Annotated in this window: 16 protein-coding genes and 1 pseudogene; 13 read left to right on the top strand and 4 right to left on the bottom strand. The window is 38.9% G+C overall.

Features of this window, described 5'->3' with window-relative positions; all coding sequences use genetic code 11:
* Positions 1-165 precede the first annotated feature (165 nt).
* The 3 genes from QLQ22_RS21150 (at position 166) to yugI (ending at position 3,377) form a co-directional block, all read left to right on the top strand.
* Complete coding sequence (locus tag QLQ22_RS21150; protein ID WP_223437829.1) at positions 166-723, top strand: RNA polymerase sigma factor; 558 nt, start codon at positions 166-168, stop codon at positions 721-723.
* On the top strand, positions 716-2,350 hold the full coding sequence (locus QLQ22_RS21145; RefSeq protein WP_284015500.1) for a hypothetical protein: 1,635 nt from the start codon (positions 716-718) through the stop codon (positions 2,348-2,350). The genes QLQ22_RS21150 and QLQ22_RS21145 overlap by 8 nt, the downstream gene beginning before the upstream one ends.
* 628 nt (positions 2,351-2,978) lie before the next feature.
* A complete protein-coding gene (yugI, locus tag QLQ22_RS21140; RefSeq protein WP_101569160.1) occupies positions 2,979-3,377 on the top strand; it encodes a S1 domain-containing post-transcriptional regulator GSP13 in 399 nt (132 codons plus the stop codon).
* Between the two features lie 318 nt (positions 3,378-3,695).
* Here yugI and QLQ22_RS21135 read toward each other — a convergent pair whose 3' ends face one another.
* Positions 3,696-3,929, bottom strand: a complete 234-nt coding sequence (locus QLQ22_RS21135; protein ID WP_223437825.1) for a DUF378 domain-containing protein — start codon at positions 3,927-3,929, stop codon at positions 3,696-3,698.
* Between the two features lie 159 nt (positions 3,930-4,088).
* On the opposite strand from QLQ22_RS21135, the gene QLQ22_RS21130 reads away from it, so the two are divergent.
* Together QLQ22_RS21130 and QLQ22_RS21125 are read left to right on the top strand one after the other, a co-directional pair.
* A complete protein-coding gene (locus tag QLQ22_RS21130) occupies positions 4,089-5,252 on the top strand; it encodes an iron-containing alcohol dehydrogenase (RefSeq protein ID WP_284015499.1) in 1,164 nt (387 codons plus the stop codon).
* A gap of 143 nt (positions 5,253-5,395) precedes the next feature.
* Positions 5,396-6,748, top strand: a complete 1,353-nt coding sequence (locus QLQ22_RS21125) for a glucose-6-phosphate isomerase (protein ID WP_223437821.1) — start codon at positions 5,396-5,398, stop codon at positions 6,746-6,748.
* Between the two features lie 200 nt (positions 6,749-6,948).
* Here QLQ22_RS21125 and QLQ22_RS21120 read toward each other — a convergent pair whose 3' ends face one another.
* Positions 6,949-7,092 (bottom strand): hypothetical protein, encoded by a 144-nt coding sequence (locus QLQ22_RS21120; protein ID WP_223437819.1) that lies wholly within the window; start codon positions 7,090-7,092, stop codon positions 6,949-6,951.
* Positions 7,093-7,168: 76 nt separating this feature from the next.
* Between QLQ22_RS21120 and QLQ22_RS21115 the strand changes: the two genes are divergently transcribed.
* The 4 genes from QLQ22_RS21115 (at position 7,169) to QLQ22_RS21100 (ending at position 9,533) form a co-directional block, all read left to right on the top strand.
* A complete protein-coding gene (locus QLQ22_RS21115; RefSeq protein ID WP_223437818.1) occupies positions 7,169-7,639 on the top strand; it encodes a DinB family protein in 471 nt (156 codons plus the stop codon).
* Between the two features lie 170 nt (positions 7,640-7,809).
* Positions 7,810-8,151: a cupin domain-containing protein gene (locus tag QLQ22_RS21110; RefSeq protein ID WP_223437816.1), complete on the top strand. Its 342-nt coding sequence runs from the start codon at positions 7,810-7,812 to the stop codon at positions 8,149-8,151.
* A gap of 125 nt (positions 8,152-8,276) precedes the next feature.
* Positions 8,277-8,735, top strand: a complete 459-nt coding sequence (locus tag QLQ22_RS21105; protein ID WP_223443647.1) for a 2-thiouracil desulfurase family protein — start codon at positions 8,277-8,279, stop codon at positions 8,733-8,735.
* 393 nt (positions 8,736-9,128) lie between these two features.
* The gene (locus tag QLQ22_RS21100) at positions 9,129-9,533 is read left to right on the top strand and encodes a YugN-like family protein (RefSeq protein WP_223437814.1); all 405 of its coding nucleotides are present in this window, start codon (positions 9,129-9,131) and stop codon (positions 9,531-9,533) included.
* Here the strand turns inward: QLQ22_RS21100 and QLQ22_RS21095 are convergent.
* Complete coding sequence (locus QLQ22_RS21095) at positions 9,530-10,522, bottom strand: potassium channel family protein (protein WP_252207337.1); 993 nt, start codon at positions 10,520-10,522, stop codon at positions 9,530-9,532. The two genes, QLQ22_RS21100 and QLQ22_RS21095, sit on opposite strands and share 4 nt — an antisense overlap.
* Before the next feature lie 12 nt (positions 10,523-10,534).
* The gene (locus tag QLQ22_RS21090; protein WP_223437810.1) at positions 10,535-10,777 is read right to left on the bottom strand and encodes an atypical membrane-integrating protein (Mistic protein); all 243 of its coding nucleotides are present in this window, start codon (positions 10,775-10,777) and stop codon (positions 10,535-10,537) included.
* 164 nt (positions 10,778-10,941) lie between these two features.
* On the opposite strand from QLQ22_RS21090, the gene QLQ22_RS21085 reads away from it, so the two are divergent.
* The 4 genes and pseudogenes from QLQ22_RS21085 (at position 10,942) to QLQ22_RS21070 (ending at position 16,509) form a co-directional block, all read left to right on the top strand.
* Complete coding sequence (locus QLQ22_RS21085; protein ID WP_223437808.1) at positions 10,942-12,246, top strand: glycosyltransferase family 2 protein; 1,305 nt, start codon at positions 10,942-10,944, stop codon at positions 12,244-12,246.
* Between the two features lie 119 nt (positions 12,247-12,365).
* Complete coding sequence (locus QLQ22_RS21080) at positions 12,366-13,679, top strand: hemolysin family protein (RefSeq protein WP_223437806.1); 1,314 nt, start codon at positions 12,366-12,368, stop codon at positions 13,677-13,679.
* Positions 13,680-13,782: 103 nt separating this feature from the next.
* Positions 13,783-14,625, top strand: a pseudogene (locus QLQ22_RS21075) (dicarboxylate/amino acid:cation symporter); the annotation flags it as partial.
* Between the two features lie 222 nt (positions 14,626-14,847).
* Positions 14,848-16,509, top strand: a complete 1,662-nt coding sequence (locus tag QLQ22_RS21070) for a glycoside hydrolase family 13 protein (protein WP_284015498.1) — start codon at positions 14,848-14,850, stop codon at positions 16,507-16,509.
* The last annotated feature ends 26 nt before the right edge of the window (positions 16,510-16,535 follow it).

Raw genomic sequence — 16,535 nt, 5'->3', positions numbered from 1 at the left:
CCAATAAACAAAAGGGGGGAATACTAGAAAGCTTATACGCTAATAGTATTCCCCTTTTTTTGATTGATAAACCTCTTATTTACATTTTTTCTCTTCTAAATAGATATATTATGAAACAAAAGATACTTTGCCAGCGTTTCATAGATGTCAGAAGGAGGGCAGAACATGAACGATGATGAGTTGGTTTTAAAAGCAAAAAAAGGCAATATGAATGCGTTTCAGGAGCTTGTTGAGAAATACACTCCAGTTGTTGAAAAGTTTGCTTATCAGCTGGGGAACCGGCGTGATGATATAGATGATATTACTCAGGAAGTATTTATACGCGTGTACCGTTTTCTTGATCAATTTTCAAAAGCAAAATTTTCGACCTGGCTTTATAAAATAACCCTAAATGTCACGCGTGATGCTGCAAGAAAACGAATGTCAAATATGAAAAAGGTCTTTAAAATTCAAAACGAGCCTGCCTATGATTATCCGGAGGTAGAAGCTCATGTTCTTCAAAATGAAGAAGACAGGGCCCTTCATCTTTGTCTTCAAAAGCTTGATGAAAAATATAGAGTTCCAATTGTGCTTTATTTTTTTCATGAACTGAAATATGAAGAGATTGCTGAAATTATGTCGATCACGTTATCTACTGTTAAAACAAGAATATTAAGAGGAAAAACAATGCTTAAGAAGATATTGGAGGAGCACGAGAAGAAAGAAGGTGAAACTCATGGATGATCAAATCTTTGAGAAAAGATTATCGAAATTAAAACAATCATATAAGCAGCTGCCATCGCAAACTTCTTCCGATAAAATAATGGAACGAATTAAAAAGGAAGAGAAAAAGAAACGGAGCTTTTTCTCTGCTCAAACCCTATATGCCGCAAGCTTCATTGGCGTCTTAATCATAGCGGGACTGCTGGGTACCCAGCTTTTAATGCGGGGAAATGGAGGAACTGGCGATCAGCCTCCTGCAGCAGTTGTGCCGCCTTCAGCTGAAGACATTGAAGAAAGGCATAAAGAAATAAGACAGCTATATGAAGATCAATTAACTGCATTTGATGAAGCTGTCAGCATAGCTGATGCGGAACAATATGCTTTTATACAAGATGCAGGGAAAGCTGTTGCTGATTTTGAAAAACGGGAAACCTATAAATCAAATCAGGAGCTTGAAAATTACTACAATACGGTGAAGCAGACGGTTGAGCAAAATGTCTCAGTTCCAAGTGAACAGCTTGCCAAGTTGCGTGCAAAAGCTGAAGAAGGAAAGCAAATTAAAGATGAAGAAATCATCAGTTTGCTTGAAAAACAGCGTGTGATGAATGAATATTACTTTGAAAAGTGGCTGTCTGTATCACTGAACATACACTATACAGATGTGTTTGCTTTTGCTGATGAATTGAATCGTACTGGCACAGACGATCCTGAAGCAGGACCTATAGTGAAAGAAATTAAAGACAGCGGCTATCGTTTTTATCATGAAGGTGAAGGGATGATTAATTTTCAGCCTGACCTGACTTTATTGGAAACCGAACTAAGGCCGAGCCCGCAGATGAAGAAGTATTTTGAAGTTGAAAATCAGGCTCAGGTGACGGAAGACGGTGCAGTCAGTGTTTCACCTCAGGAGCTTGCAGATCGAACACTTGCATTAGAAGATTTTATTAATAAAAATCCGAACTTTAAATATGGTGAAAAGTTGAAAGAGCGGTATGAATTTTGGCTGTTTTTACTCTTAAAAGGGCTTACGAATTCGGAAGCAATTGATGAAGAGAATCGTTTGAAAGAGGAATGGAAGTCGGCACTCGAATATGTAATGGAAAAGGATCCAAATAGTCAAACGGCGGAAGTTGTTACAAGGTTCTATAACGAATTAAAAGAAAAAAACTTTACGTTTGATTCTAGAGAAAAATATGAGCAATATCAGGTGGATGTTCCTGAAGGTTTAGTTCCTGCTGTTTCATATAAGAGGGGCAGGGAATTCAATATCCTTCCCCTTCCTGACAAGATTCACAAGACATACCTAGTATATAAAGAGAATGGAGATATCCAGGATCTCAGAGACTTGCAGCCTCCCGACATCATCCGACTTTACATGTATGCAGTTGTAAAAGGAGATGCAGATACTGCTTACGGCCTTCTCTACAAAGGAGAAGGAACACCGGCTAAAGAAGAGTTTGAAATGGAAATAAAGAATAAATCAGCTGAGTTTCAAGATATTTCCAACAGAGTGTATAAGGTTTACGAAGAATATAATGAGGAAGGTGATACAGCAACATTTGAATTGATATTTAAAGATGGATCCTCAATCAGTTATAAAGTGAAAATTGATCTAGGGGACTACACTTCAAGTGTCGTTTATCAATAAGAAGGCTGCTCCGTCGTTTCACAGATAAATTCTTAATTCAGATGGAAATTTCGGTTGGAAAATCTGAAAAACCTGTAGTGGATAAATTTAGTAAACAGGTTGATAAAAGTTCAACTTAGGCGGATAAGATATAGTCGATTCAGCCGGGCGCTTGTTGCCCGGTTTTTCTAATAGGTAAAAGGATGCGTTCGATATGCAGATTCAAACGGATAAGCTTGCTGTTCGAAAATTAGTGAGACTTTCTGACGAAAGGATGTCTTCAGTTTTATGAGGAAAAGGATAATCCGATTTCTTTGGAAATGGATGGAAAGAAATTTTACGATCGGAATAACGAAACCGTAAGATGTATCATAGCCTATGATCATATCCCGATTGGCTATCTTCTGTTTTTTGAATTAATTCAAAAAGAGTGGTGTATTTATGATACCCAGAGGGATCTTTTTTTGGAATGGATCAGTTTATAGGATAGCCGGATTCTTGGAACAGGGGAATCGGCTAAAAGCATCTTCTGAAAGCTCAAATGCTTGACATAAATAAAAAACTTCATTGAAAAAAATGGGGATATATGATATAGTTTTAAATTGCGTATATTAAACGAGAAAAATACAACTTATATAGGAGTGTTACCATGAGCACAAAATACGAAACAGGTTCTGTTCACACAGGCAAAGTAACAGGAATCCAACGCTACGGAGCGTTTGTAGCATTAGATGAATCAACACAAGGTTTAGTTCACATTTCTGAAATCGCACACGGTTTTGTTAAAGATATCAACGAGCAATTAAAAGTAGGCGACGAAGTTCAAGTGAAAGTTCTTTCAGTTGACGAGCAAGCTGGTAAAATCAGCCTTTCAATTCGTGCAACTCAAGAAGCTCCAGCACAAACTGAAGCTCCTAAAAAGCCTAAAAAGCGCCAAGCTACAGTGAAAGCAACTCCTGCTTATTCTAACGAAACTCCACAAGGTTTCAACACTCTTAAAGAAAAGTTAGAAGAGTGGATTGAGCAATCTAAACAAACAAATAAATAAATCCGGCCTTATTTAAAAGAATGCATCCTTAGCGGATGGATTCTTTTTTTGTGTGAAAAATGATTTTCGGAGAAAAGAATTTGTGGCAGGAAACGATTTGCTGCAGCTAATAAAAACAATTTTAGGCATTTATCGAAACCTTAAGTCTAAATAGGCTTTTGTATTTCGCTAAATAAATTGCTTTTTCGGCTAAATGATTCCGAGTTTCAGCTATATAAAAGCAGAATGCGGCTAAATAAAGTTGAATTTCAGCGATAATAAATTTCTGAAAAACAAAAAAGCACCGAATGATGGCATTCGGTGCCTGCACATATTATTTTATCGTGCTTCTGGTTTTGGCTCGTCGCGAGCAATTTCAGCTGCCGGCTTGAACAGAATTGCAAGGTTGATAAGGCCGGCAATTCCAACTAGTCCGTAGATAATTCTTGATAATGCAGAGTCTTGGCCGCCGAAAATAGCAGCTACTAGATCAAATTGGAAGAAGCCGATTAAACCCCAGTTTATCGCTCCGATAATAGTAAGTACAAGTGCTATGCGTTGTAATGCGCTCATGATGTTACCTCCTTCAGATATGAGAATGCACTCATAGAGTTTGAAGAAATCAGCAGAATTATTCATCCAGGCAAAAAAAGAGTTTGCCGAGCGCATTTCTTGCAAAAACAATCGAAAGAAGGCCATACTTATTTTATAAAAAGTAAGGAGGCGATGATTGTGGAAAATTTTACATACCATAATCCTACTAAATTAATTTTTGGCAAAGATCAGCTTGAACAGCTAAAAACTGAGGTGCCTAAATACGGCAAAAATGTTCTCCTTGTTTACGGTGGCGGAAGCATTAAGCGTAATGGTTTATATGATAAAGTACTTGCACAGCTTGAGGAAATAGGAGCAAATGTTTTCGAACTTGCAGGGGTTGAACCAAATCCAAGGTTATCGACTGTAGAGCGCGGCGTAAATCTTTCTAAAAGCGAAAATATTGACTTCCTTTTAGCTGTAGGCGGAGGAAGTGTAATTGACTGTACAAAGGCAATCGCTGCAGGAGCAAAGTATGACGGAGATGCTTGGGATATCGTTACCAAAAAACATATGCCGACAGAAGCTCTTCCGTTTGGAACAGTTTTGACATTAGCTGCAACTGGATCTGAAATGAATGCAGGTTCTGTTATCACTAACTGGGAAACACAAGAGAAATACGGATGGGGAAGTCCTCTTACATTCCCGAAATTCTCTATTTTAGATCCTGTTAACACATTTACAGTTCCAAAGGACCAAACCGTGTATGGAATGGTTGACATGATGTCGCATGTGTTTGAACAATATTTCCACCATACGAAAAACACACCGCTGCAGGACCGTTTCTGTGAAGCTACTTTAAAGACAGTAATCGAAACAGCTCCTAAGCTGATGAATGACTTAGAAAATTATGAGCTTCGCGAAACAATCCTATATTCAGGCACAATTGCATTAAACGGATCTCTGCAAATGGGTTACCGCGGCGATTGGGCGACTCATAACATTGAGCATGCTGTATCAGCTGTGTATGACATTCCGCATGCAGGAGGTCTCGCAATCCTATTCCCTAACTGGATGAGACATACGCTGGATGAGAACGTTGACCGCTTCAAACAAGTTGCTGTACGAGTATTCAATGTTGATCCTGAAGGGAAATCAGATCGTGACATCGCATTAGAAGGCATTGATAAGCTAAGTGAATTCTGGAGCAGCTTAGGCGCACCAAGCCGCTTGGCTGATTACAGCATCACAAACGAGAAGATTGACCTGATTGCCGATAAAGCAATGTCTAACGGAGAATTCGGCAACTTTAAAAAGCTCAATAAAGAAGACGTACTTGCGATTTTAAGAGCATCTCTATAATAGAAGAACACTCTGTTTCGGCAGGGTGTTTTATTTATTTTTGGAATGAACGCGTTTACATCCGGAGGCTCGCTTGATTTACTATCTCAGTTTCGTTAAAGTGAAAGAGGATAAAAATTTTTATATGCGATGGAGGAACTGCAATGACACATGTTCGTTTTGATTATTCTAAAGCGTTGTCATTTTTTGGTGAACACGAACTTACATATTTGCGCGATTTCGTTAAAGTGGCACATCATTCAATTCATGAAAAAACAGGTGCGGGAAGCGACTATTTAGGATGGGTTGATCTTCCGTCTGAGTATGATAAAGAAGAATTTGCACGCATTCAAAAAAGTGCAGAAAAAATTAAATCTGATTCAGATGTTCTTTTAGTTGTCGGAATTGGGGGTTCATACCTTGGGGCACGTGCTGCTCTTGAAATGCTGAATCATTCTTTCTACAATGCTCTTTCTAAAGAACACCGCAAAACACCTCAGATTATTTTTGTGGGCAACAATATCAGCTCAACCTATATGAAGGATTTAATGGATCTTCTTGATGGGAAAGATTTCTCTATCAATGTTATTTCCAAATCAGGCACAACAACTGAGCCTGCGCTTGCATTCCGTATTTTCCGCAAGCTGCTTGAAGAAAAATACGGCAAAGCTGAAGCTAAATCCCGTATTTACGCAACAACAGACAAAGCCCGCGGTGCATTAAAAACACTCGCAACTGAAGAAGGCTACGAATCATTCATTATTCCAGATGATGTCGGAGGACGTTACTCAGTTTTAACAGCTGTTGGCTTATTGCCAATTGCTGCTGCAGGAGCTGACATCGAGGAAATGATGAAAGGCGCGGCAGCAGCAATGGAAGATTTTGCAGCTTCTGAGCTGGAAGATAATGCTGCATACCAATATGCTGCTGTTCGAAATGCTTTATATAACCGCGGTAAAACGATTGAAATGCTGATTAACTATGAGCCGGGTCTTCAATACTTTTCAGAGTGGTGGAAACAGCTGTTTGGCGAAAGTGAAGGAAAAGATCAAAAAGGCATTTTCCCTGCTTCAGCAAACTTCTCAACGGATCTTCACTCAATGGGACAATACGTTCAAGAAGGCCGCCGCGATTTATTTGAAACCGTGCTGAACGTAGAGAAGCCTCGTCATGAATTAACAATTGAAGCAGAAGAAAATGATTTGGACGGCTTAAACTACTTAGCTGGTGAAACAGTTGATTTCGTTAATAAAAAAGCATTCCAGGGCACAATGCTTGCTCATACAGACGGTGGCGTTCCGAACTTAATCGTGAATCTTCCGGAAATGAACGAGTACACATTCGGATACCTTGTTTATTTCTTCGAAAAAGCATGTGCAATGAGCGGATACCTGCTGGGCGTCAACCCATTTGACCAGCCAGGTGTTGAAGCTTACAAAGTGAACATGTTTGCTTTACTCGGGAAACCAGGTTTTGAAGAAGTAAAAGCAAAGCTTGAGAAACGCTTAGAGGAATAAGGGTTTACGCCACTTTCCTAAGTGGTATTTTATAAGGTAATTGCATAGTTCTCGGGGTATAAAAAGGGCGACTGACCACATTCCTTGCTAAAATGTGTTTGAGCCGGCCATATACTCCGAGAATTTTTTTATTGATCTGGCTTCCATATATTTTGTAAAATGGTAATAAATAGTTTATTCGGCCGTAACATCCTTGTGTCCTAATTTTTCTTAATCTCTAATTGTGCCGGTGCCGGTAGTTTGGCAAGGATTTGCACTAGTAATCCATATTCCGCGAAAGAAACTGAATCCTTTTTCTTAGACTCCTCAAACTTGTCTTTATATTCTTTATCCTTATTTTTCATAATTGTTCATCATTCATACTCTATATCGAACGTTCATTCGTGTATAATTAAGACATACTTTTCAAAGGAGGAAATTATGAACTCAATTGATTTGATTATCTTAAATTTTAATGAAGTTAGAAGAAGAAGCATAAAGGTTTGGACTTCTATTCCCGCAGAAAAACTTAATTGGAAACCAGATGATAAAGCTATGACTTGTTTAGAAATGATTAGACATGTATTAGAAAGTGAACATTACTATCACTTGGCAATTAAAAACAGAGGGAGCCTCTCTACTTTTGATTCTCCCTTTGAAAACCTTCCCTATACATCAGTAGAAGCAGAATTAGAGTTTGCAGACCTGTATAGAAAACAGTTCATAGATACAGTTAAATCGTTTTCTGAAGAAGATTTAGATACCATAAAAATTGACAGATCCGAATCTGGATACATAAGAAGTCTGGGAGATATGCTGCTGCGTGTGGCCTATCATGAATCTGTCCACACTGGTCAGTTATTAGATTATCTAAGATCTGCAGGCATACCCAGAGTTCGAATTTGGGACTAAGTAGGCAGATAGAAGTAACAAATACTTCGGCTATTTTTTCTTTGTGCAGTTTCTTTAAAATGGAAATTAGAGAAACGGACGCGTTTAGTTGACAAAGATAATGTTTTTTTAGTCTATGGCCTGAATTTAGTCCATTAAAAAAGAATAGATTTGCGAGGAGTATAAGATTGATGAAAAAAGGTCAATTAGAGGTTATGAACTTAAATGAATTAATAAAAGACCAAAAGGACTACACAAATTTTATTGTAAGTGAAGTAAATGACCACGCTCTTAGAATAGCTGTGATAAATGGAGAATTTCACTGGCATAAACACGAGGATTGCGACGAGTTATTTTATGTATTAGAAGGTGAACTTTTCATAGACTTAGAAAACGGTGAAACAGTTTCATTAACTCCAGGTGAAATATTTACTGTACCTGCTAATACAAGGCATCGAACTCGTTCAAACGAAAGAACAGTCAATCTTTGTTTTGAAAAGGCAATTAACGATATAAAAGGGAGCAAAAGTTAATAGTAAATCAATCAATTAAATTGCCCCGGTTGGCATAACTTCATAAAATATTGCTGTTTTTTTGAACAATTGGAACCATTTGGTTGTACAAGAAGGTCCTACTAGCTTGAGGGGATATGAAAGAAATGATATTAGTGAGTTCTTGTTTAGCAGGGTTAGAGGTAAGGTATAATGGTACGCATAGTCTAGATAACAAGATAAGTAAACTAATAGAAGAAAATAAGGCAATAACCGTTTGTCCCGAATTGCTTGGTGGTTTTTCAACACCAAGAGAACCTGCTGAGATAATAGGCGGCAACGGGGAAGATGTACTGGATGGGAATGCCAAAGTAGTCGAGAAATCAGGAAGAGACGTAACTGAACAGTACATAAAAGGAGCTTATGTAACTTTTAATAAAGCAAAAGAGGTTAATGCAACAATTGTTGTTCTTAAAGAGGGTAGCCCATCCTGTGGGAGTTCAATGATTTACAATGGTGAATTTATAGGTAAGAAAATTGTTGGAAATGGAGTCACAACTGCTTTACTAAAAAGAAACGGGTTACGAGTAATTTCAGAAGAACAGTTTTCGGATAATCTCGGGTGAGATAATATAATTTATCTTCAGGCTAAGCGTGCAGTAATTAAGTATTGTTGAGAAATGTTCATATCTAATTTCATACTTTCGTTCTTAAACAATCGGACGCATGCCAGAACAAGCAGTAAAAGGCTGATAAAAATTATACATGTTTGAAAAAAATAAAGCAGGAGCCGGGGAGATTGAAACCTTTCCCCGGCTTGCTTGCGTTCCCTGAAAGAGTACTTTGCTATTCAACTAAATAGGGAGATTATTTAAAGAGTGCTGAACACATTCTCTTAATTTGATTTCCCTTCTCTTACTTCCTTGAATTTCTAATTAAGCTTTATAACGCAATACGTTGTGCTTTTTTTATAAAATCTCTCCACGTTGTAAATCATAATAAAAAAGGAGGTCGAAATTATGATTGAAATTCCGTCAAAGCTTGAAGGAAAGTCGTTTAAACTTTACCATCTTGAACAGCAGCTAAAGCCGCTTGGCTATTCAATTGGCGGAGGCTGGGAGTATGATCATGGGTCGTTTGATTACAAAATTGACGATGAAGCAGGCTATCAGTTTCTTCGTGTGCCATTTACAGCAGTGGATGGCCAGCTTGACTCGCAAAATACTACCGTTAAGCTGACAAATCCATATCTGCTTTCACATAAATACCAAATTGGACTTGATGATAACGTTCGTATCGGAAATGTGAAAGCTTCGTTTGATCAATTTCAGGAACCACAGGATAAGGATGCCGAGTTCCCTGAAAAGTATATCGATATTGGCAAGGATTTAGTGAAAGAACTTGAAGCGGTACTGCTGGATTAATGAGTAATCAGAATGAGAAGATCATCCTGTTGCAGGATTTGGGAGATAGGCGGGTTCAACTTCGTCTCATCTCCTTTTTTGATGCCGATTAACAGCATCTCTTTTTCAAGCAGGGCGTGGCTTGCCGCATGAAAAGTTTCTCCAATTAATTCTTTTGGAATCGGTTTGATTTTAAAAAAGTTTCCTTTTGCAGCGTTCAGTTCAGAGTAAATACTGGATAAGCCGTATTTTGCTAAGTAACTGTTCATCATTAAATGACTTGACAGCTGATACGATTTAATAATTTCATCTGCTCCGGCACGCTTTGCGTTATTCACATGCATTCCCGTTACGAGCTCAATGACTGTATATAAATCAGGATTTATCCCTTTCAAAGCAAGTAAAATGAGAATGGAGTTCATATCTGCATCCGATTCATTTTTATGCTGGTTGGCTGTAATGATGGCTGCATCTGCGTGTTCGACATTTGCTCTCACTAACGTCCGGTCTATTGTCGGGTTGCCTTTAATAAAATGAAGATTTTCAATAAGAGGAGACTCCTCAAGCGTATCATCAATTAGTACGAGGTTTTTGTATGGTTTTATTTTCTGGAATGTCTCAATCAGTTCGCTCGTTTTCTCATTCCATCCAATAATCACAATATGATTGCCATGTTTAAAAGCAGTATCCCCTTTTAGATAAGAATGCTGTTTTTGAAAAGCTGCAGCTGACAATGTTGCGAAATAAGTTGTGACAAAACCTGCTCCGATTAAAATGAGCACCATTCCAACAGAGCGCCCCGCAACAGTTTCAGGCACATAGTCTCCGAAGCCTACGGTGGATACGGTGACAAGCGCCCACCAGATTCCATCAAACACGGTTGGAAAGACTTCAGGTTCAATAAGAGAAATAATTTGACCGAAAAGAAGCACGATCAGCATAACGATCAAAACAATTCTGAAATACAGGGGCCATTTCAGCCAATCAATTAATAGTTTATTCGTTTTCACCAAACTCACCTCTTATTTATCTTTCGGAAGAAATGAAAGAACCTCTCTGATAATAGAATTGATTTTCTCTGTGACAGCCTCTTTTCCATAGACGCCTATAGCTTTTTCAATGGCTGACATTGTTTTCTCATAGAATTCAATTATAGGCTTATCCTCTTCTGCGTCATTATAGAATTGGATAAAGACATCAAGACCTTCATTCATTTTATCAATCGCATCGCTGAGTGCGTTTTTTTCATCTTCAGTCAATTTCATCGTTTCACTTCCTTATGTCCGTTCAATACGTATTCCTCTGTAGTATGTGCAATCTTGCTCTATTTTTTCGGCAATCGGTAAAAGTTCTAAAGTTTGTCTTCCGGCATGTTATTTTTTATTTTGTAAAAGATAAAAAAAATAGGCATACCTGAGGTTGATAACTAATGAAAAAAAGATATGTATCTGTAAAAAATAAGTTTTGGATCAGTCAGACAGCCGCAATCCTTTGGATGAGCGCCTCGATTCTGATTTCATTGCCGTGGGTCAGGGAGCTTGCAGAAATCATCGGGCTTCCTTTTGCCATTTTTATTATTGCCGGAATTGCGTATATTCCAGGATATTTAAATGCATTTTTAGTATGCAGTCTGTGGATTGACAGACAGCCGAGGCCTAAGATCATCAGCCCGGATGTGCCGGTTACGGTCATTATTGCTGCAAGAAATGAGGAAAGAAATATTGGGACCACGATTCATTACATCTCTAAACAGGATTATGAAGGCGAAATGCAAGTGATTGTGGTTGATAATGGTTCAACAGATGAAACGGTTGCCAGAGCAAAAAAGGCGGGTGTTGAATTGAAATTGAACATTCGCGTATTGCTTGAGGAGGAAACCGGAAAGTTTCATGCTTTAAACCGGGGAATCAGTGAAACAAATTCGGGATTTGTTCTGACACTTGATGCAGATACACTTTTACATAAAAGCGCCATTAGGCACATTGTGGCAAGAATGGTCAGCTCACCAGAAGATGTATGTGCCGTCGCGGGTACGATTCTTGCCAGAAACAGCCGCGAAAATTTACTGACCAAAATGCAGGAATGGGATTATTTCCTTGGAATTGCAGCCATTAAGAGACTTCAGGGGCTTTATCAGGGAACGCTTGTTGCACAAGGAGCTTTTAGTCTTTATAAAACAGAAGCAGTTAAAGAAATCGGCGGATGGCCTGAAGCAATTGGTGAGGATATCGTGCTGACATGGCGATTCCTTCACCGCAATTACAGGGTATACTTCGAGCCTCTTGCTGTTGCATTTACTGAAGTTCCATCGACATTTCGTCATTTTGCAAAGCAGAGATCAAGATGGGCAAGGGGAATGATAGAAGCTTTAAAGGAAATGAAGCCTTGGCATCAGCCGGTTCTGTTCGCCAAATTTCTGACGGGCATAAACTTTATCATGCCATACTTGGATTTTACATACACAGTTTTTTGGATTCCTGGACTTATTCTCGCTTTTTTCGGTTACTTTTGGATCGTAGGACCGATGACCTTATTTGTTCTTCCGATTACCTTAATCAGCTATTTCAGCATTTACTCTTACCAGAAAAAAGTCTTCATGGAGCTTGATTTAAGAGTCAGAAAAAATACAGCCGGCTTTTTCTTATTTGTCTTAACGTATCAAATCTTAATGTCACCAGTATCTGTATGGGGCTATATTCAAGAATTTTTTCGTTTGAGGCGAATATGGAAATAAATGAGATGTTAAATGCCATCTATTAAGTAAAGAATAAAAACTATATATCAAGAATTCAGCGAGATGGATTTCACCATAGAAGGGAGGTGACCTTATCCGAATTACGGGTAAGGGAACTCTTGATTGCCACAAATTTGATATTGGTAGCCCTGTTAATTGCTGCAACCGGTTTTTTTGTCGCTGCGGAATTTGCCATAGTAAAGGTGAGAAGTTCCAGAATTGATCAGCTGGTCGGAGAAGGAAATAAGAATGCCATTGCTGCAAAAAAAGTGACTGGAAGCCTTGATGAATATTTATCTGCCTGCCAGCTGGGAATTACAATCACAGCTCTTGGACTGGGCTGGCTTGGAGAGCCGACAATTGAACATCTGCTTCATCCGCTATTTGATTCATGGGGATTAAACCCATCTCTTTCCGGCATTTTATCATTTGTGCTCGCTTTTATTGCCATTACTTACTTGCATGTAGTTATTGGAGAGCTTGCGCCAAAGACTCTTGCCATTCAAAAAGCCGAGTGGGTGACTATGACGCTGTCCCGTCCGCTCATTTTCTTCTATAAAATCATGTATCCCTTTATAAAAACGCTGAATGGTTCTGCTTTATTTATTGTCAGGCTCTTCGGCCTGCATGCAGCATCCGAGCATGAAGTTGCCCATACAGAAGAAGAGCTGCGGATTATTCTGTCTGAAAGCTTAAAAAGCGGGGAAATCAATCAGTCAGAATATAAATACGTCAATAAGATTTTTGAATTTGACAACCGAATTGCCAAAGAAATTATGGTTCCAAGAACAGAGATGACTACGGTATCCCTTGAAGATTCTTTCGAAGAAAATCTGGAGATCATGAGAAGCGAAAGATATACAAGATATCCGCTCGAACATGAAGATAAAGATAACATTGTTGGTCTAATCAATATTAAAGAAATTTTAGATGCCCTTTACATGTCAAAAGATGGTGTTCTGCTTAAAAATTATATACGTCCCGTAATCAAGGTGATCGAAACGATTCACATTCAGGATTTATTGCTGAGAATGCAGACAGACCGGATCCACATGGCAATCCTGGTAGATGAATATGGCGGTACAGCCGGACTTGTAACAGTAGAGGACATTCTTGAAGAAATTGTCGGAGAAATCCGCGATGAGTTTGATGTGGACGAACTGCCTAATGTTCAAAAGAAAAGCGATTTTCATTACATTTTTGACGGCAAAGCACTTATTGAAGAAGTAAATGATCTCCTTCAGCTCGAGATTGATTCAGAAGATGTCGACACAATTGGGGGCTGGGTGCTCACAGAGAAAATCGATGTGAAAAAAGGAGACAAAATCATGTCTGACGGCTACGAGTTTACTGTAACCGATATGGAAGGGCATCATATCAGAACGCTTGAAGCTAAAAAAAAGATGGAAACAGCAGCAGGTAATCTTGAATGATTGCCTGTTTTTTGCTGACTAGACCAATCTGATTTTAATCCCCCAGCGAAACACAGAATTTCTCTTCTTGAGGGCTGGAACTATCTTGAAATCAGGCTGCAATCTATCCGCCATAAAAATTATGTGTTTCCAGTATTTCAGTATTGTCCAACTCCATCGCAGAACATCATCCCAAAAAGAGTCAAAAGGGAAACCGTTTGCAAGCTTTCTTTCTTTTGGATCAGAAGTTTTGATGAAGCTGGTTTCATTAATTATGTATTATGCTCCGATCGGACTTGGCGCTTATTTCGCCACTTTAGTCGGAGAATACGGTCCGATGCTTTTAGGTACTTATTTTAAAGCGGGTGTCATGTATTACGTCTCAGCATTTATCTATTTTGTGATTGCATTTACATTTTACGCATTCATGTCAGGCAAAAAGAAGGCTGTAGCTGTTTTCTGGAAAAACATGCTTTCTCCAACCGTGACTGCACTTGCTACCTGCAGCAGTGCAGCTGCAATTCCCGTGAACCTTGAAGCGACACGGAAAATGGGTATCAGCGCTGATATTCGCGAGACAACTGTACCTTTGGGCGCTGCTCTTCACAAAAATGGATCTGTCCTTGGCGGTGTGCTGAAGATTGCCTTCCTTTTTGGAATCTTTGAAATGAACTTCTCAGGATTGGGCACATTGACGAGTGTTGTCCTCGTTGCCATTCTCGTTGGGACTGTAATGGGAGCTATTCCAAGCGGCGGAATGATTGGTGAGATGCTGATTTTGACGCTTTACGGATTTCCTCCGGAAGCCTTGCCTATCATTGCGGCAATCTCCACGATTATTGATCCGCCTGCAACGATGCTCAATGCAACCGGTGACAATGTCAGCAGCATGATGATTTCGAGATTAGTGGAAGGAAAAGACTGGCTGAAGAAGAAATCAGCTGAGCCTGATTCCAGAATTGCATAATTTAGGAAGGTATCCAGTGCAGATACCTTCTTCTTTTTTCTATAAATACAATTAGAAGGAATTCAACAGAAATTGTTCAATCTTTAACATAATTAGAGTATAATATTTTTTAGTAATGACAACTTTTAATAAATGTAAGCGAATACTTTGCTTTTTAATATTTTATTCCTATTTTTCATTCGTCTTACTTGACGTTAAGGTTGATATAAAGGAGTGTTTAAGTTGAAAAAGATTTGGTGGAAAGAAGCGGTTGCATACCAAATATATCCTAGAAGCTTTATGGATTCCAACGGTGACGGAATTGGCGATATCCGCGGGATTATTTCTAAATTAGATTACTTAAAAGATTTCGGCATTGATGTAATCTGGATTTGCCCGATTTTCACATCGCCTAATGCTGATAACGGCTACGACATTAGCGATTATCAAGACATTATGGCAGACTTCGGTACAATGGAGGACTTTGATGACCTTCTCTCTGAAGTGCACAAGAGAGAAATGAAGCTGATTCTTGATCTGGTAGTGAATCATACTAGTGATGAGCATCCTTGGTTTATCGAATCACGATCTTCAAAAGAGAACGACAAACGTGACTGGTACATCTGGCGCGACGGCAAAAATGGCAAAGAGCCAAACAACTGGGAAAGTATCTTCAGCGGTTCTGCCTGGGAGCTTGACGAAGCAACAAATCAATATTACATGCACGTATTCGCAACAAAACAGCCTGATTTAAACTGGAAAAACCAAGAAATGAGGCAATCAGTTTACGATATGATTAACTGGTGGCTTGATAAAGGAATAGACGGCTTCCGTGTAGATGCAATTTCCCATATTAACAAAAAAGACGGCTTCCCTGATCTTCCTAATCCGAATGGACTTGATTTCGTTTCCTCTTTTGATTACCACATGAATGTAGAAGGCATTATGGAGCACCTAAGCGAGCTGAAAGCGCAAACGTTTGCACGTTATGATATCATGACAGTCGGAGAAGCGAATGGCGTTAAGCTTGAGCAGGCAGAAGACTGGGTTGGCGATACAAATGGAATCTTCAACATGATCTTCCAATTCGAGCATCTCGGATTATGGGATAATGGCACAGAAGGAACAGTCGACCTCATTAAGTTAAAAGAAACATTAACAAAATGGCAAAAAGGGCTGGACGGTTCCGGCTGGAATGCATTATTTCTTGAAAATCACGACCAGGCCCGCTCTGTATCAACCTGGGGAAACGATAAGGAATTTTTGACAGAAAGTGCAAAAGCATTAGCAGCCATGTACTTCTTAATGCAGGGTACACCATTTATTTATCAGGGACAGGAGCTTGGAATGACAAATGTTCATTTCCCGTCGATTGATGATTATGATGATGTAGCCATGAAAAACCTTTACCGCATTGAAACTGCAAAAGGACGTTCACATGATGAGATCATGGAAATTATCTGGCATAAGGGCCGTGATAATTCCCGTACACCAATGCAATGGAATGAAGAGAAAAATGGAGGCTTCTCTGCTGGCACACCGTGGTTTGGAGCGAATGATAACTATAAAAAAATTAACGTTGAAAAGCAGTTAAAAGATGAGAACTCGGTCTATCATTTTTATAAAAAGATGATTGACCTGCGTAAAGAGCATCTGGTTTTCGTTTATGGATCATATGATTTGATTCTTCCAGAGGATAAGCAAATCTATGCTTACACAAGAACTTTTGAAGGCAGAACAGCACTGGTTATCTCAAACATCAGCAACAAAACGGCTTTTTACCAGTACAGCAAGCTGCCGTTATCTAAAGAACAGCTGATTCTTCAAAACTACGAAGTTGCTGAACATAAGCACACTACTTCATTTACATTGAAACCATTTGAAACAAGAGTTTACGTTCTCTAAAATCACATAACTCCCAAGAAGGATAA

This window comes from Metabacillus hrfriensis (genome assembly GCF_030127205.1).
Classification (GTDB): domain Bacteria; phylum Bacillota; class Bacilli; order Bacillales; family Bacillaceae; genus Bacillus_P; species Bacillus_P dongyingensis.
The sequence above is the reverse complement of the archived record's forward strand: the minus strand, read 5'-3'. Positions and strand labels throughout refer to the sequence as shown.

Coding starts and splice junctions, on each gene's coding strand:
- QLQ22_RS21150 (WP_223437829.1), top strand. CDS start 166: ATGAACGATGATGAGTTGGTTTTAAAAGCAAAAAAAGGCAATATGAAT.
- QLQ22_RS21135 (WP_223437825.1), bottom strand. CDS start 3,929: ATGAGCGCATTACAACGCATAGCACTTGTACTTACTATTATCGGAGCG.
- QLQ22_RS21115 (WP_223437818.1), top strand. CDS start 7,169: ATGAACTCAATTGATTTGATTATCTTAAATTTTAATGAAGTTAGAAGA.
- QLQ22_RS21145 (WP_284015500.1), top strand. CDS start 716: ATGGATGATCAAATCTTTGAGAAAAGATTATCGAAATTAAAACAATCA.
- QLQ22_RS21125 (WP_223437821.1), top strand. CDS start 5,396: ATGACACATGTTCGTTTTGATTATTCTAAAGCGTTGTCATTTTTTGGT.
- QLQ22_RS21105 (WP_223443647.1), top strand. CDS start 8,277: ATGATATTAGTGAGTTCTTGTTTAGCAGGGTTAGAGGTAAGGTATAAT.
- QLQ22_RS21110 (WP_223437816.1), top strand. CDS start 7,810: ATGAAAAAAGGTCAATTAGAGGTTATGAACTTAAATGAATTAATAAAA.
- QLQ22_RS21090 (WP_223437810.1), bottom strand. CDS start 10,777: ATGAAATTGACTGAAGATGAAAAAAACGCACTCAGCGATGCGATTGAT.
- QLQ22_RS21100 (WP_223437814.1), top strand. CDS start 9,129: ATGATTGAAATTCCGTCAAAGCTTGAAGGAAAGTCGTTTAAACTTTAC.
- QLQ22_RS21085 (WP_223437808.1), top strand. CDS start 10,942: ATGAAAAAAAGATATGTATCTGTAAAAAATAAGTTTTGGATCAGTCAG.
- QLQ22_RS21120 (WP_223437819.1), bottom strand. CDS start 7,092: ATGAAAAATAAGGATAAAGAATATAAAGACAAGTTTGAGGAGTCTAAG.
- yugI (WP_101569160.1), top strand. CDS start 2,979: ATGAGCACAAAATACGAAACAGGTTCTGTTCACACAGGCAAAGTAACA.